Consider the following 16626-nt stretch of genomic DNA (forward strand, 5'->3'; position numbering starts at 1 on the left):
ATCATGAATTACTTCTATAATAATATATCGACGATTATTCTGGTCCTGTCTCTTAGTTTATGCGTGCAATCCTGCAAGGATTTGACAGAGCTCAATGAAAATCCCAACGGTGTTCCCGAAGAGAAGGCAAATGCAGATCTTATCCTGTCCACGGTGCTGACGGAGACTGCTTCCACCTATACGGATCTGGGGTACCAGGATGCTGCCGGCGTTATGCAGCATACCCAAAAGGATGCCTGGTTCAGCGGACACAATAGCTATGACTGGGGCCCGAGGGACTGGGGCAATTATTACAGCATGTTGCGGAATAACCAAACGGTCTATAAAAAAGCCGTGGAAAACGACATGGAATTTCACCAGGGGGTCTCGCTGGTTATGAAATCCTTTATCTATGCCCAGATTACGGATCTGTGGGGCGACGCCCCGTACGGTAATGCATTGAAAGGCGACTTGGGGGGCGATGAAAATATCAGCCCCGATTACGATACCCAGGAAGCTATTTACCAGGGTATTATCGCCGATTTGAAGGAAGCATCCCAGCTGTTGTCGGGAAGCAAGAATTCCTATCCTGAAATTTTTGCTGAAACAGAGAAAGCGGATGTCATCTATAACGGGGATCCGGCCAAATGGCAAAAATTTGCCAACTCCCTTTTGCTGAGATACCTGATGCGGATATCTGAAAAAACGGATGTAAGCAGTGATTTTGCAGATATCGTTCAAAACCAGCCGCTATTTGAAAGCAACGCCGATAATGCCCTTATGAATTTCCCCGGATCCAATGAACGATCTTCGTGGCCAAAAAATACGGTATTTGATGGGACCGACGGCAGCGATTTCCGGAGAATACGTCCCGCTGAAACGCTGGTGGAAGCGCTGAGGGAGCGTGAAGACCCGAGAATAGGCGTGTGGTTTGCGGAGGTTGAAATTCCTACAAGAATAAGTGATGAATATCCCCACAATGAAATAGTGAATGGTGTTCGTTACCTGCACGCTGACCAGGTGGATGAAAGCCAGGTAAATACGAATCCGGATTATGTGGGCATCCCGACTCAGATGACCACGCCTTCGGGCTATAATTTGAATCCGACGCCGGGACAGACGTCCAATAACCCGTTTGTCTCTTACCTGAATGACCGGTACCGGGCGGCGAGCGGACCGCTGCTGAATGCAAGACTGATGACGTACGCCGAATTAAACTTTTTGCTGGCAGAAGCAGCCCATAAAGGATGGCTGGCTGCTGATGCCGAGGGATATTATAACGCCGGCGTGCGGGCTTCCCTGGAGGAATGGGAGGTGGGGGATCAGGCGGATACGTACCTGAACCAGCAGACAGTGGCTTATGATGGCAGCCTGGAGCGTATCATGAAACAGAAATGGATTGCCAGCTGGACCGCCACCCAGGAAGCCTGGTTTGATTACCGGCGAACCGGGTTGCCGGACCTTGAAACGGGAGTTGCCGCCCCAAGGGATGCATTACCCCTGAGGTTTCAGTACGGAAGTAATGAGCTGAATTTTAATCCCGAAAATGTAAACGCAGCTATAGAAAGATTGGAGTCTACCCAATTTTCACAGGGAGAAGAAAACAGCCAGTGGGATAAAATGTGGATCCTGGCCGGCACGGGCAAACCCTACTAATGGATATTAGCTGCAGGATATAAGATTGAATTCCCGGAAAAATCGTTACATGATGAATAACACTCGTTGGATAATTGCAGTACTCTTTGTAGCCGCAACTATCATTCAGTGCCAGCAAAGTAAAACAGAGGACCATTCAACCGTACAAACCGAAGAGGTGACAACGCCGGATAATGCGCTGGAACAGTATTTGCAGCAGCCGGATGATTCCTACGGATGGGAGCTGGAAAATACGGTAGAGCAGGAGGAGAGCACGCTATACCAGCTTGCATTAACCTCACAGACCTGGCGGGATCTGGTCTGGGAGCACTCCCTGAGTATTGTTATACCCCGGGAACGCAATGAGGAAGCTGAGGATGCCCTGCTTTTTATTTCCGGGGGCCATAACAAAGGCACGCATCTTCATCCCGATGCGGATGACGGGCCCTTACAGGCCATAACCAGGATAGCACGGGAGAACCGGGCGGTTACTGCGTTGATAAAGCAAGTACCCAATCAGCCTTTGTTCGGAGGCAAGACCGAAGACGAAATTATTTCTTACACCCTGCATAATTATAAAGAGGACGGCGACTTCACCTGGCCGCTGCTTTTTCCCATGGTCAAGAGCGTGGTAAAAGGGATGGATGCGGTTCAGGCGTTTGCAGAGCAGCAGGAATATTCTGTCAGGCACTTCCTGTTAACCGGCTATTCCAAACGCGGGTGGACGAGCTGGCTGGCCGGAGCCAGCGACGAACGGGTAAAGGCCATCGCTCCCAGCGTTATCGATGTGCTGAATATGCCGCTGAATGTGGACTACCAGGTCAAGACATGGGGGGATTACAGCGTTGAAATTCAGGATTACGTCCGACTCGGCATTGCGCAGGATATTAGTTCCCCTTCCGGCAAAGAGCTGGTAACAATGATCGATCCCTTTTCCTACCGGGAGAAACTGGACATGCCCAAATTGATTTTAATCGGCACAAACGATCCTTACTGGCCGGCTGACGCGGTAAAACACTATTTTAATCAGCTGCCGGGTGAAAATTATATTTTTTATACACCCGATGCCGGTCACGATTTGAGGGGAGGAGAGGAGGCGACCCCCATCCTCAGTGAGTTTTTTAACGATATGCTCAGCGATGCGGCCTATCCGGAATTTCAGTATGATTATACCGAAGAGGAGCAGGGGTTTTCCATATCCATAACCTCGGATCAGCCGGTTGCATCCATTGAACGATGGACGGCACATTCAACCGACCGGGATTTCAGGGATGAAAAATGGTCTGTGCAGCAAACCTCAGCCGGCGGGACCGGGACGTTCTCCGCAACCGTTCATCGTCCACAGAAAGGGTATCTCGCCACGTACTGGAATGTGGTCTACGAGGGAGACCTCATCCCCCGCTACCCGCTGAGCACCCGTATGTTCGTGGCAGGCAAAGATTCCGTTTACCTTGATGCCATGGAGTAGCGCGACGAATCCATGCCCACCGACTGTTACGATGGTATTCGTAACCTGTCTGGCCTCTATTGCAGTAGAAAAGAATAGTTGTGAGGCGAGGCTGTCTGGTGACGTCTTTCTGCTGCATACGGGGTAGATACTCGCGAAAACATGGTATGGGTTCGTAAACGATCGTCCAATTGGCTTTGAACCTGCAGTTTTTGGGTTTAAGAATGTCCTTTAAAAACAACTGGGATAAAAACCAAAAAGATGAGAAGAGTATATTATAAGAGTATTGGCTTGATCCCCATTGCTCTTTTTGAATACCCCGGCATTGATATGGAGTACATATTCGTTTATGCCGAAAGATTAGCTCTTGTTGGTACGCTGGATACCTGCAAAGTTGATGTCATATTGAAGCACAAGCAGGAGATTTATCAAAATGGTATCACAACTAAACGGATCGGCCGGTACCTGACGTCCGGCTGTGAAATCATAAATATGTGAAAGAGTAACGGTACAAAGTCCACATTGATGTTAAAGAGAATAGGCATCCTATTTATTCTGGTTCTCTGTGCACATATGTTGTCATGGGGAAACAGTGCTGTAATTATCAAGAGCGTATATCTTGATCCCGGCCTGGGGGATGCGGATATCTTCGTGCCGCTGGAATTTCTGTTGGAAGAAGTTGACAAGCGAACGTCCGACCCTTTGGAACAATCGGATCAGGTGGAGGGGGAAGGGGGACAAATACTGCTGGTGGCCCCTTCGTTTTCCGACTGGCCCGCCGGGTCGCAGGACCTGCGGCAGGCTTACCCGCTGCCGGGTGAAAAAGAAGGATACCGGATTTTGTCGATCGGTCGGCAAATTTACGTGCAGGGAACCGACTTCAGGGGTCTGCTGTACGGGATTGGTTATTTCCTGCGAAAGGCTGTCTACGCCGGTACCCTGCAATGGGAGGGAGCAAGCATCAGCACTGCCCCCGACAAGCCTGTTCGCGGCCACCAGATAGGCTTTCGCAATACGGCCAACTCCTATGATGCGTGGACGCCCGGGCAGTATGAGCAATACTTGCGAGATATGATCGTTTTCGGGACCAACAGCATTGAAAATACGCCCAGTTACGGAGAACAATCCCCTCACTTTACGCTGTCAAGGCGGCGAATGAATGTAGAACTGAGCCGTCTCAGCAAGAAGTACCGGCTGGATTACTGGATATGGACACCCATTGAATTTGATCTCAGGAACAGGGAAAAAGCCGGGGCCTATCTGCGTCGGCAGGAGGAGCTGTACCGGGCGCTGCCCCGGCTGGATGCCGTTTTTATACCGGGGGGCGACCCCGGGGACAATCCCCCGGAGCGGGTGCTGCCGATGATGGAGCAGATGGCGAGAACCCTCAAAAAGCATCACCCGGAGGCCCGTCTGTGGCTTTCGCTGCAGGGATTTAGCCCGCAAGAAAGCCAGTTCGTCTACGACTACCTGGCGAGACAATCTCCCCGGTGGATGGGCGGGCTGGTCGCCGGTCCCGGCAGTCCCCCGATGGCTGAAACCCGCGCGGCGTTGCCGGAACAGTATGCCCTTCGTCACTACCCGGATATTACCCATACCGTTCGGTGTCAATATCCCAACTGGTGGTGGGACCCGGCCTATAACTTTACCCTCGGCCGGGAGCCGATCAATCCACAGCCGCGGCGATACCGGAATATTGTTCGCCATACAGAGGAATATACCGATGGGTTCATCACCTATTCCGATGGCATGCATGACGACCTGAATAAGATGATATGGTCCCAGCTGGGGTGGGATAAGGCAACAGATCCCGGTGATTTGGTAAAAGACTACGCCAACTACTTCCTGGATTCCCACATGGCCGATCGCATCGCAGACGCACTTTTCGCTCTTGAGCAAAATTGGGATGGTGCGGTAAAATATAACGGCTCCGTTACCGGAACGCTCCGGTTGTGGCAAACTGTGAGTCGCGACCGGGAGCTTGATAATACGGGCAATGAGTGGCGCTGGAACATGTATCTGCTGCGGGCCTATTACGATGCGCTGGTTAGAAAGCGCTTTATCTATGAGGAGAAACTGGAGCAACAGGCGAATGCCGTGATGCAAAAAAGCAAAGAACTGGGGTCGGCAGCCGTAATAGATTCTGTGAAGGGGATATTGAACCGTGCGGAATCCTATGTTGAACATGATCCCTGGAAAGACCGGATTTACAGCCTTGCCGATGAGCTGTTCAGGGAGATCGGTTACCAGTCGAGCGTACCGCTGTACCGGGCAAAAAACCCGGAGCGGAGCGCTATCCTGGATTTTGTCGATCGTCCCCTGAACAACCGGTGGTGGATCGAATCCGAATTTGAGCGGATATCCGGCTGGACGGAATCCAGGAAGGTAGAGCGCCTGGTTCAAGTGGGAAGCTGGGAAACACCTGGAAAGGGAAGCTTCTACGACGATGTCGGAAACGTGTACAAAAGTCCCCACGTCGTAAAACTGCAGGCTCCTGATAACGACCCGTTGTTTGAGCTGAGTGATAACCCTGGTTTCGATTGGTGGGAGGAGGGGTACAGCAAGGCACGGCTTTCCTGGATGAGCAGCATGCGCTGGCCGGTTATGCAGTACCGGGGGCTGGATCCCGGTGCTCGCTACATTATACGTCTGACGGGAGTGGGGGAGTTTTACACCTATGCTGACGGCCAGCCACTGGAGGCGGTCACAGAACGAAAAGAAACCGGCGAGATCATAGAGCTGGATGTCCCCCGTACCCTTACCAGGGACGGGACTCTGAGGCTCACATGGCAGAACAAAGATGAGCGTCACCTGAACTGGCGGCAGCACTCGCGGTTGAACGAAATTTGGTTAATCAAAGAAGCGCTTTGAAAACTGCGCCGCGGTTGTTTTTGGTGTCCGAAGGCAGCATAATTTAAAAGGATATATATATATATGACCGTTCAATTGCGACATGAAGCGGTAAAGCAGAGTGGTAGAATTTTTTTAAATAAAGGCTTTGAATGCACAAAAATACAGATTTTGCCATAAGATCGGTTTTGCAAAAAGTTCTAAGTAGTTGTGGGTCTTTTGTGGTTAAAATATTAAACGATTCAGTGGAAAAATATACGGTAACAAACAAAAATTTTAGACATAAAAGAGATGATTAAGACAACTTGGTTTTTGGTTCTGTTATTACTGCTGCAATGGACGGGGATAAACGCGCAATCCTTTGAGGATAGCGCCTATCCCCAGCCGGTGTCGAAGAAATACGCGGTTCGGGAGACAGATGGAGATCTCCGGATGAAAAAAATGGTCATTGACCGGGATGACAATGTGTTTGCGCTCACCAACCAGGGATTGTTTGTTATAATTGAAGATCAGCTGGTCCCCGACCGGCGATACCGTCCCCTTGCCGACAAAAATCCGGTGGATATAACCATCCAGTCCGGGACCGGAATACTGTATTATTTATATGACGACCATTACCTGTCGAATGCCCATGCCGGCAAACCCTACGGGTCATTTGCGTCACAGGAGTATACGGATATCGCCGTCAATGAAAGCGGGGATGTGCTGCTTGCGGGAGATAAGCATATCGCACTTGATACGAACCGGGGCCGGGAGACCGGGACCCTGGAGGAACCTATACGGGCTATCAAAAGTCATGGAGACGATTTCTTTTTGCAAACCGGTACGGGGATCCACCGGTATGAGAACGGGCAGGCCCGGCAAGTGGTCGAGGATGCGCATATTATGGACTGGACATTCGGCGGGGAGGCGTTGTTTGTTTCCAACGAAAAAGGATACTATGCTGTATCTGCCGAAAGCTGGGAGGAAAAAGAATCACTGAGGACGAAGATACCGGTGATCCCGGCTACCTCCCTGGCATACCGGGAGGGACGCCTGTGGGCCGGCTCCGACATCGGGATGTACGCCACACAAAACCTGGAGGATTACCGGTACTACGCCTCCCGGAGATGGCTGCAGGACGACCGGGTGCTGGATGTGGCCGTAGATTCGGAGGGGAACGCTTATGCGCTGACGGAGCAGGGAATATCGGAGGTGCATTTTAAAGAGATGACCCTGAAGGACAAAGCCGACTATTTTTATGACCGGATCCGGAAACGGCACCTGCGGTACGGTTTGATAGGCGAGGTGAGAATGAGTGAGCCCGGCGACCTGACAACGATGGAGATGCACGATACGGATAATGACGGGCTGTGGACCTCCTTCTACCTGGGCAGTGAGGTATTCAGGTATGCTGCGACGGGGGCCGAAGAAGCCAAAGAGCACGCCCTTGAGTCGTTCGAAGCATTTGAACGGCTGATTTCCATAAATCCGCTGGAGGGCTTTCCGGCACGGACTTTCGAGCGGAAAGGATACCGGGTGTCCGGGGGACCTGAGGACTGGCGTCCCGGCGTGGATGAAAAGTGGGAGTGGAAAGGTACAACCAGCAGTGATGAATTCGTGGCCTACATATGGGTCGCCGGTATCATCAATCAATACCTTGATTTGACTGCCAGGGAGGAAGACCGGGTCGCCCGGTTTATCGATCAGATTATGAGTCATATCATTGACAATGACTACTATTTCGTCGATATCGATGGGGAGCCAACGCTCTGGGGACGCTGGAACCCGGAATATGTCAACTGGTATCCCGAAACGGTGGTGGACCGCAAGCTGGGCAGTACAACGATTACGGCGGGACTCCAACTGGCCTATAAGCTGACGGGAAAAGAGATCTATAAAGAGGAGATGCAGCGCTTGTTCGAGGAGCATGGCTACCTGGATAATATTAAGATACCATTGGAAAAAATCGGTCCCACGCCGGGATATATCTATAAAGGACACGATATGGGTGACGGGGGCTGGAACCACTCCGATGATGAAATGGCCTTTCTTACCTATTGGGTGTTATATCATTACGCCCTGAACGATGAGCTTCAGCAAACGTATGCGGAGGTCATCACCGACCACTGGGATATCGAAAAGCCGGAGCGCAATGCCCTGTGGAACCTGATCACCTACGGCACGTCCGGGGATATCGACCTTTCTTCGGTGCAATGGCACCTCAGAGAATTTCAGCTCGATATGATTCGGTGGGATGTCAAAAACTCGCACCGCAAGGATCTGGAATTCCTGGAGCCTAATTTCAGGGGACAAACAACCAGGGAATTGCTTCCGCCCGGGGAACGGGAAACGCACCGGCATAATGCCAATCCCTTTGACCTTGATGAGGGGAACGGGGGACTCAGATCCCTGGCCGGCGATGAGTATTTGCTGCCGTACTGGATGGGCAGATACCTGGATGTCATTGTTCCTGTAACCAACGCAAAGCATTAAACTATGACTGACAAACCGCTTTCAAAACGATTGATCTCCCTGGATTTTTTCCGCGGCATAACCATAGGGGCCATGATTATTGTCAACACCCCGGGGGCGCATGAGTATGTTTTTGGTCCCCTCGCCCATGCCGAGTGGAACGGCATAACGCCTACGGACTATATTTTCCCCTTTTTTATTTTCATCGTAGGCGTTTCCATAGTCCTTGCGTACACCAAGTATCTTTCCAGGGGAAGAAAGCGGGGCGAGATGGTACCGAAAATCGTAAAGCGGAGCCTCATTATTTTCGGGCTTGGATTGTTTCTGAATTTATTTCCGGGCTTTGACTTTGCGAATATCCGCATTCCGGGGGTACTGCAGCGGATTGCTCTTGTATTCTTTGCCTGTGCGCTGATGTTCCTGTATACGTCACGGCGAACGCAGTGGTGGATTGGCGGGGGCCTACTGGTCGCATACTGGCTGATCATTGCCTTGATTCCCCACCCGGAACAGGGGCTGTCGCTGGCTGAGCCCGGAAAGAATATTGCTGCGTGGATCGATCATACCTTCATTCCGGGCAGTTTATACCAGGGGACGTGGGACCCCGAGGGTATTCTCAGTACGCTGCCGGCTATTGTTACAGGTATAACGGGCATGATTGCCGGATATGTCATTGTGAGTGACCGGCCGAGTGAGCGAAAAGTTATCGCGTTGATGGTGGGAGGACTCCTTGCCTTTGTGCTGGGCAATATGTGGGGCTGGGCCTTCCCGCTGAACAAGCACCTGTGGACGAGCTCATTTGTGCTGTATACCTCCGGACTTGCTTCCATGGTGCTTGGGGCCTGTTATTACTGGATTGATATTCTGGACAAATCCGAAGGTACGTTTGCGGGCGTGGTTTTCGGAACCAATGCGATTACCGCTTACGTCATTTCGGGTATCCTTCCCGTGGTGACGCACTCGGCCTGGCTGGGAGACGCAAGCTTGCGGTCGCTGTTTATGTCGGGGGGGACGGGAGTCGGACTGAATCCCTACCTCGTCTCTTTCCTGTGGGCGCTATTCTTCTGTTTCCTCTGCTATATCCCGGTATATTACCTGTACAAGAACAGAATATTCATAAAAGTTTGACTTATTTTTTCGTTGGATTCAAGGACCTTATTTAAATAAAATACAGAACATCAAAAAAACGATTATGAGATATTTGCTATGTTTGTATATGTTGACCTTTCTGCTGTTTGCAGTGGCTTCCACTCCTCTTCAGGCCCAGCAGGATACCTACGCTGAAAAACTGGGATATCCCCGGGACGCAAAAGTGTTGATTATGCATGTAGACGATGCCGGGATGTCCTGGGATTCGAATAAGGGTACCCGGGAGGCCATCGAAAACGGCGCAGCCAACTCGTTCAGTATTATGATGCCCTGTCCCTGGGTGCCGGGCATCGTAAAATATGTTAAAGAAAATCCCCGATCCGATGCCGGATTGCACCTGACACTTACATCGGAATGGGATGACTATCGCTGGGGACCGCTAATGGGCAAGCCGGCGGTGCCGGGACTGGTGGATAAAGAAGGCTGCTTCTGGGGGTCGGTCGACCAGGTCGTTGAGCACGCTTCGCCGGATGAGGTTGAAGCAGAGATCAGAGCCCAGGTCGAGCGGGCGCTCACCATGGGATTTCGTCCCACGCACCTGGATTCCCATATGGGGACCCTCTTCGCGGACCGTGCGTTCCTGGAGCGTTATATCAGAGTCGGTGCGGACTACAATATTCCCGTTATGTTTCCCGGGGGACACCTGTCATTTTTGAAGGAGGACTACCGGCAGGAAACGATCCGCGAACTGAAGGAAAGCGGACAGTGGAAAGAGGGGATGGAAGTGCCTACGCCCGATCTGCTGGATCAGGCGCCTGAAATGGGAAAAAAAATATGGTCGATGGGACTGCCGGTACTCGATGATCTTCATAACGTCAGCGGCTGGAAGTACCCGGGGGATAAAAAGCCTACGGACGAGCAGCTGCAGCGGTTCCATACGGAGAAATATATTGAGACGATTGATGAATTGAAGCCCGGACTGACGATGGTCATAATGCACTGTACGGATCCGTCGGAGATATTCGGGGATATTTCCTCCTCCGGGCTGCGTCGCAAGGGCGATCTGCTGGCGATGACGGATCCCGCGTTGAAGCGATACCTAGAGGAGGAAAACATCATCCTGACCACATGGCGGGAAGCAATGGAGCGGCGGCAAAAGGTCAATTAGTTTAATGCCGGGCAGGGGCCGCTGTGCTAAGGGGTCGGATAAGGCTGATAAAGACTGTGATAGGATATGATACACAGCATTTATTATTGACGAGAGTTTTGAAAACTCATCGAATAGGCTGACCTGCCGTCCGTTGAGCGTCTCATTTTAACTGACCGCAGCGCGAATACCCGGGACAGGCGGTACTGCAAGGGTTTCTTAACATACATAAAAAAGAAAGAGCATGATGATATACCCACTTTTAACGACAAACAGACTTTTTTTCAACATTTCCAGGCTCGTTTTATGCTGTATGTGGATGGCCGGCGCACTGCTCTTTGCCGGCTGCCAGTCATCAGAATCCCGGCAAGAATCCACCGGTGATTTGCCGGTAAAGGATTTTGTGTTTGAGAAAAGTAAAGGTTTTGACCAGGCCCATGCTTCGACCATTGCCAACCTCAATGAGGAGGAATTTGTCGTTGCCTGGTTCGGCGGTACCGAAGAAAAGCATGATGACGTAGGAATATGGATTTCCAGGGGACATCCCGGGAACTGGTCAACTCCCCGGGAACTGGTGAAGGTACGGGAGGATCCTCACTGGAATCCGGTGCTGTTCAGAACACCCGGCGGAGAAATTATCTTGTACTTTAAAGTGGGAAAAGAAATTCCCGAATGGGAGACCTGGTATACGGTCTCTTCCGATGGAGGAGACACATGGAGCAAGGCCCGGGAACTGGTTCCGGGAGACAAAGGCGGACGGGGACCGGTTAAAAATAAGCCGATTGTGCTCTCGAATGGCGACTGGCTGGCACCGGCCTCACACGAGGGCGACCGGTGGCGGGTTTTTGTCGACCGAAGTAGCGACAGCGGCGAAAGCTGGACGGCCGGCGATTATATCCCCATAGATACCTCCGAGTTCCGGGGCAAGGGTGCCATTCAGCCCACGCTGTGGGAGTCGCAACCGGGTCATGTTCATATGCTGGTGCGAACATCCGCCGGGGTCATCGGCAGAAGCGATTCCGAAGATTACGGGAAAAGCTGGTCACCGCTCTATGAGACATCGCTGCCGAATCCCAACAGCGGTATCGACCTGGCCAAGCTACCGGACGGTACCCTGGTCCTGGCCTATAACCCGGATGATGAGAACTGGGGCGACCGGGCACCGCTGACACTGGCCGTCTCGGAGGATAACGGGGAGAGCTGGCCGTACAAACTGGATATCGAAACGGGAGATCCGGAGGATGAATTTTCCTATCCCTCTGTTATTTCCCGGGGAGACACGGTAGCCGTCGTGTATACCTGGCAGCGCCGGAGAGTCGCTTTCTGGTCGGGTACGACAGAACAAATTAAAGCACAAACAGCTGACGACAACCAGTAAAATGCTGACACCGAAGCAAGATAAACGCCTGGCTATATTTATGGTTATGCTGACGCTGGGAACAGCATGGGCTATTCGCGGGAGTTTCGGACATGAATTCGGGGCGGCCTGGGCCGGTTCCATCGGGGTTCTTTCAGTGGTAGTGGTTTCAGGAAGAAAAGACTGGATGCAGAACTGGCCGGCGATAGCGGCAATAGGGGCTGTCGGCTGGGGAGTGACGGGCATGATCAGCTACGGACAAGTGGTGGGTTACGGAAAGAGTACTGATTTCCTGAACGTCTCATATGGGCTGCTGAGTCTGTTTTTGATCGGGGGGTTGTTCGGCTTTCTGGGCGGCGGTTTGACGGGACTGGTGCTGGAGACCTCAAAAGATAAAAAAGCAAACTGGCCCGCTCTGATTACCCAGATGGTGGCCGGGGCTTATATTGTTTGGGGATATTTGATTTATCAGTTGGAGTGGTATATGACGCCGCCGCGATCCGAGTTATGGGCGGCCTGTCTGGGCGCTTCGGCCGCATTGGGCTGGTACCTGCACCGACATCATTTTAAGAATGCCTGGTATGTGGCGTTTTCGACGATGCTGGGGGCCGGCTTCGGTTTCGCCTTCGGGAACGTTATGCAGGTCACGGGGAGCGCCAGCGGTATTGCTTTTAACTGGTGGAATGTTATGGAATATTCGATCGGCTTTTTTGGGGGACTTGGTATGGCTGCCGGGGTATTCAACCGAAAGTGGCCCCACATGCGATCGACAACGCTGAAAACCCACGGCTGGGCCATCGCCTTGTTATTCCTGTTTATCCCTCTTGTGACCATTGTGAGTACATTTTCATATGAGGAGATTGCAGAGCTGGGATTACAACTATCGGTACCGGAAGTGCCATCGTTTTATCTCACGCAATGGGGACTGGTTATGGGTGTTAGCGTATTGTCCCTGATAGTTGTTGGCGTACAGTTCCGAAAATTATGGGCGGGTCAAAGCTCCCCGAACCAGGTTGTTGCGGTCCTTTTCACCACGTGGATCTGGTATAAGCTTCTGCAAGTTATTGAATCCGGCGTGTTATATCAGTACCATTTTACCTCTGATGATTTGGCGTTTTTGAATATTGCCGCTGTAGCTTTGATATGGAAGTGGCGGAACGTACATGATCCGTTTGCATTCGCTGCTTCCGATAGAAAATTTAATGCTGTGCTGGTTCGCCTGGTTGCAGGCATTATCCTGGCTTTGCTACTATTATCCGGTATTGTGAGTAACACGCACGGCGAGTTACCGGGACAACAACAACGGTTTACTGTCGAAATCGAAAACATGAATTAATAGAATATGAAATTCGACGTGAGAAAACTATATAAAATACTGCCTGTCATGATGCGCCAGCGTGTGGATGGCTCCCCGCGGAACATGAAGGCGATGACATGTTTCCGTCATCGCAATCGATTGCCAGAGCGACCGAGATTATTCCGACGTGCTGATAATTCCTGGCAGCGTTTTTCCGGGCTTTTCATGGTGATGAAAATAGTGGTTCTGGGGTTAGTCTTTTTAAACGGATGTCACAGCAGTGCCGTATTGATGCAGGATACCACGAGTCCCCGCCGGATTATGATCAATCCCCTGGAATCGGGGAACACCGGCGTGGCAATAACCTGGCGGAATGCCCTGGATGTGCAAGACAATTTTGTCCAGTTCGGCATCGCACATCCGCATCCCCTAAACGATCTTTCGGGTTTCAGGCGTCAAAAGGCTGACAGCAGATTGGATACGATAAACTATAAAGGTACGACTGCAGTGTATAAAAGTTTTAGGACTAACATTTCGGATTTGCAGCCCGGGCAAGAATATCTGTACAGGGTGGGAAGTGATTCAAAGGGCTGGAGCGAGTGGATCCAGTTTGATCTGCCGGAAGCCCACCCCGACTCCGCCCTGACCTTTATTTATCTTGGGGACCCGCAGAATGATCTGAAAAGCCAGTGGTCACGGACCGTACGACAGGCCTATGCCACGGCGCCTGATGCTTCTTTTCTCCTGTATGCCGGGGATTTGGTCAATCGCGGGTATAACGACCGGGAGTGGAGGGACTGGTATGAGGCGGGCGATTTTATCCACAGGATGATCCCCTCCATCATGACGCCCGGGAATCACGAGTATGAATACCCGGATCTTACCCCGTTGTGGCGCACGAATTTTACCTTTCCCGGGAACGGACCGGAAGGCTACGGGGAATTGTACGGGGCCTGCTATTATATCGATTATCCGGCGGTTCGAGTGATATCCCTGGACGGCACCACGAGCGAAAAAGACGAGCACCTGCGGTCGGTTCAGGCAGAATGGCTGGAAAAGGTGCTGAAAAATACCGATAAAAAGTGGACCGTATTGACGCTGCACCAGCCTTTTTACAGTACGAAAGAGACACGTGACAATCCCCAGATTCGGGACGCGTACCGGTCGCTTATTGAACAACACGGGGTCGATATCGTATTGCAGGGTCACGATCACGCCTACGGGCGGGGCATGTTGGACGAAGGAGCCCGGCGACCCGGACGCACCGGTATCATGTATGTGGTATCGGTGAGCGGACCCAAAATGTACGAGATAGGGGAGGGGAAAAACTGGATTCAGCAGCAAAGGGGAAATACGCAGCTATACCAGGTAGTAACGATTCGGGATAACCAGCTTAACTTCAAAAGCTATACGGCTACCGGGGAACAGTCGGATGAATTCACGCTGAAAAAAACTCCGCAGGGGAATGTCCTGCAATAACAGTTGGAGGATCCGGATGAATTGGAGTTACCTGTAAGTCGCGAAATTGACGGCAGGCGGGAAATCTATCTTGAGCAGGGCAGGCATCCGTTCCGGATTGAGTATTATACCGATCGTCCCTATAGTTATATGCGGTTTGAATATACCGGTCCAGACAACGTCAGGAAGCCGGTTTCGGAGCTGGAATTTTATCATGAATAATACTATGAAACGGGTATTTTCATTCTTATTGGTTGCCTTTCGGGATGCCGGGCCATCACTTGATGATCTCTGATACAAGATTAGGAAAATGTATAGTCATCCAAATAATATTATCATTTGTTTCACAGTGGTATTGTTATCTCTGGGCAATGCTGACCAAATTCGGGCCCGGCATACACCGGCCGGATCAAAACCGAATATTATTTTTATCATGGCGGATGACCTTGGATACGGGGACCTGGGAAGCTATGGGCAGTCGATGATACAAACGCCCCATATCGATCGACTGGCGAGAGAAGGGATTCGTTTTACCCAGGCATATGCGGGGGGACCCGCTTGTACGCCTTCGAGAAGCGTGCTCATGACCGGACAGCATAACGGTCACACCGCCGCCCGCGATAATATTCCCCACTACCACACGTACTTGCAGAAAGAAGATACCACGGTTGCGGAAGTGCTGCAAGACGCCGGTTATCGTACCGGTGGCGTGGGCAAGTGGTCGCTGGGTGATGCCGGCACGGTCGGGAGGGCGACCAACCAGGGCTTTGATATGTGGCTGGGATATTTAAATCAGGATCATGCTCATTACTACTATACCGACTACCTTGACTATAATGAGCGGCGGCTTGAACTTTCCGGAAATGCCGTATTGAGAGAACATTACAGTCACGATATTTTGACGAACAAGGCGTTGCAGTTTATCCGAAAATCAAAGGATGACCCATTCTTTTTATATGCAGCCTTTACGTTACCTCATTTTTCCTCGGAGTCCGAGGATGAACATGGACTCACGGTTCCTTCCACGGTTCCCTACACGGATAAAGACTGGCCGGAAAGTGCCAGGAAATATGCGGCGATGGTCCATATGCTTGACCGGGATGTCGGTCGCATTGTTGAACTTGTTGACGAGCTGGGACTCGGGAAAAAGACATTGATTATATTCACCAGCGATAATGGAGGTCACCGTACCATTTGGAAAGAGTTTGATACGAATGGTCCGCTCCGGGGCTATAAACGAAATCTGACGGAGGGAGGAATCCGGGTGCCCTTTATTGCAAGATGGACGGGCACCGTGCCTGCAGGCAGGGTTAGTAAGGAAGTGATATCATTTCAGGATATGATGCCGACTTTCGCAGAGTTGGCCGGGGTTGCGAGCCCCCCGCAATATTGATGGAATATCAGTACTTGGAGCGCTTGCCGGAGATACAATCAAAGAGCCCCGTAACTATCTGTATTGGGATTACGGGCATACCCGGGTCAGGTATGACCAGGCCGTTCGCATGGGAGCGTGGAAAGGAATACGCCTGGGAGAGGAAGGTGAAATCCAGTTGTATCACCTGGGGAAAGACATCAAAGAGAAAAATAACGTAGCAGACCAATACCCGGATATCGTACGCAACATTGATGAGATTATGGAAACGGCCCATGAACCTGATGAGCGCTATCCGATCGGGGAAGAGTATACGGGGGATCCCATCTGGAGAAAACAGCAATAGTTTTTGAGGCGTCGTCCGTTAACTCGGGGAAACGATGGGGTTCAGCAAGGCTTTCATCCCTCCTGATGGCCGGTGTTAAAATAGTTTAGAAGACCGGGAATTTTCCAGTAGTCATTCCGCTGACGTTTAAGTTATATATAACCGTTGCGTCAAAAGCACCTAACAGTTAATGCTCATTTTCTGGATCAGAATATT

General features: G+C 51.3%; 13 protein-coding genes. All 13 read left to right on the top strand.

Translation table 11 applies throughout. The features are described from left to right. Positions 1-3 precede the first annotated feature (3 nt). The 13 genes from BUB16_RS06030 (at position 4) to BUB16_RS21735 (ending at position 16431) form a co-directional block, all read left to right on the top strand. A complete protein-coding gene (locus BUB16_RS06030; protein WP_073060819.1) occupies positions 4-1635 on the top strand; it encodes a SusD/RagB family nutrient-binding outer membrane lipoprotein in 1632 nt (543 codons plus the stop codon). A gap of 49 nt (positions 1636-1684) precedes the next feature. Further along, positions 1685-3082, top strand: a complete 1398-nt coding sequence (locus BUB16_RS06035) for a PhoPQ-activated pathogenicity-related family protein (protein WP_073060822.1) — start codon at positions 1685-1687, stop codon at positions 3080-3082. Between the two features lie 240 nt (positions 3083-3322). Next, entirely contained in the window at positions 3323-3559 is a 237-nt protein-coding gene (locus tag BUB16_RS06040) for a hypothetical protein (protein WP_139240206.1), read from the top strand. A gap of 75 nt (positions 3560-3634) precedes the next feature. Further along, positions 3635-5932, top strand: a complete 2298-nt coding sequence (locus BUB16_RS06045; RefSeq protein WP_084088074.1) for a hypothetical protein — start codon at positions 3635-3637, stop codon at positions 5930-5932. Positions 5933-6202: 270 nt separating this feature from the next. Then, positions 6203-8386: a hypothetical protein gene (locus tag BUB16_RS06050; RefSeq protein WP_073060832.1), complete on the top strand. Its 2184-nt coding sequence runs from the start codon at positions 6203-6205 to the stop codon at positions 8384-8386. Between the two features lie 3 nt (positions 8387-8389). Further along, positions 8390-9493: an acyltransferase family protein gene (locus BUB16_RS06055; protein WP_073060836.1), complete on the top strand. Its 1104-nt coding sequence runs from the start codon at positions 8390-8392 to the stop codon at positions 9491-9493. A 64-nt stretch (positions 9494-9557) separates the two neighbouring features. After that, positions 9558-10622: a polysaccharide deacetylase family protein gene (locus BUB16_RS06060; RefSeq protein WP_139240207.1), complete on the top strand. Its 1065-nt coding sequence runs from the start codon at positions 9558-9560 to the stop codon at positions 10620-10622. Positions 10623-10845: 223 nt separating this feature from the next. Beyond that, the gene (locus tag BUB16_RS06065; RefSeq protein ID WP_211483102.1) at positions 10846-11979 is read left to right on the top strand and encodes a sialidase family protein; all 1134 of its coding nucleotides are present in this window, start codon (positions 10846-10848) and stop codon (positions 11977-11979) included. A gap of 1 nt (position 11980) precedes the next feature. Beyond that, positions 11981-13294 (top strand): hypothetical protein, encoded by a 1314-nt coding sequence (locus BUB16_RS06070; protein WP_073060843.1) that lies wholly within the window; start codon positions 11981-11983, stop codon positions 13292-13294. A gap of 6 nt (positions 13295-13300) precedes the next feature. Continuing rightward, positions 13301-14734 (top strand): purple acid phosphatase family protein, encoded by a 1434-nt coding sequence (locus BUB16_RS06075; protein ID WP_084088075.1) that lies wholly within the window; start codon positions 13301-13303, stop codon positions 14732-14734. Positions 14735-14755: 21 nt separating this feature from the next. Continuing rightward, a complete protein-coding gene (locus BUB16_RS06080; protein WP_139240208.1) occupies positions 14756-14935 on the top strand; it encodes a hypothetical protein in 180 nt (59 codons plus the stop codon). Positions 14936-15146: 211 nt separating this feature from the next. Further along, entirely contained in the window at positions 15147-16106 is a 960-nt protein-coding gene (locus BUB16_RS06085; protein WP_211483103.1) for a sulfatase-like hydrolase/transferase, read from the top strand. Next, positions 16084-16431: a hypothetical protein gene (locus tag BUB16_RS21735; protein ID WP_211483104.1), complete on the top strand. Its 348-nt coding sequence runs from the start codon at positions 16084-16086 to the stop codon at positions 16429-16431. Before BUB16_RS06085 ends, BUB16_RS21735 begins: the two co-directional genes overlap by 23 nt. The last annotated feature ends 195 nt before the right edge of the window (positions 16432-16626 follow it).

The organism is Fodinibius roseus (genome assembly GCF_900129315.1).
Taxonomy (GTDB): domain Bacteria; phylum Bacteroidota; class Rhodothermia; order Balneolales; family Balneolaceae; genus Fodinibius; species Fodinibius roseus.

Bases quoted from the DNA above. Each gene is read 5' to 3' on its own strand.
- BUB16_RS06035 (WP_073060822.1), top strand. From the start codon at position 1,685: ATGATGAATAACACTCGTTGGATAATTGCAGTACTCTTTGTAGCCGCA.
- BUB16_RS06070 (WP_073060843.1), top strand. From the start codon at position 11,981: ATGCTGACACCGAAGCAAGATAAACGCCTGGCTATATTTATGGTTATG.
- BUB16_RS06040 (WP_139240206.1), top strand. From the start codon at position 3,323: ATGAGAAGAGTATATTATAAGAGTATTGGCTTGATCCCCATTGCTCTT.
- BUB16_RS06060 (WP_139240207.1), top strand. From the start codon at position 9,558: ATGAGATATTTGCTATGTTTGTATATGTTGACCTTTCTGCTGTTTGCA.
- BUB16_RS06050 (WP_073060832.1), top strand. From the start codon at position 6,203: ATGATTAAGACAACTTGGTTTTTGGTTCTGTTATTACTGCTGCAATGG.
- BUB16_RS06075 (WP_084088075.1), top strand. From the start codon at position 13,301: ATGAAATTCGACGTGAGAAAACTATATAAAATACTGCCTGTCATGATG.
- BUB16_RS06030 (WP_073060819.1), top strand. From the start codon at position 4: ATGAATTACTTCTATAATAATATATCGACGATTATTCTGGTCCTGTCT.
- BUB16_RS06045 (WP_084088074.1), top strand. From the start codon at position 3,635: ATGTTGTCATGGGGAAACAGTGCTGTAATTATCAAGAGCGTATATCTT.
- BUB16_RS06065 (WP_211483102.1), top strand. From the start codon at position 10,846: ATGATGATATACCCACTTTTAACGACAAACAGACTTTTTTTCAACATT.
- BUB16_RS06085 (WP_211483103.1), top strand. From the start codon at position 15,147: ATGGCGGATGACCTTGGATACGGGGACCTGGGAAGCTATGGGCAGTCG.
- BUB16_RS06055 (WP_073060836.1), top strand. From the start codon at position 8,390: ATGACTGACAAACCGCTTTCAAAACGATTGATCTCCCTGGATTTTTTC.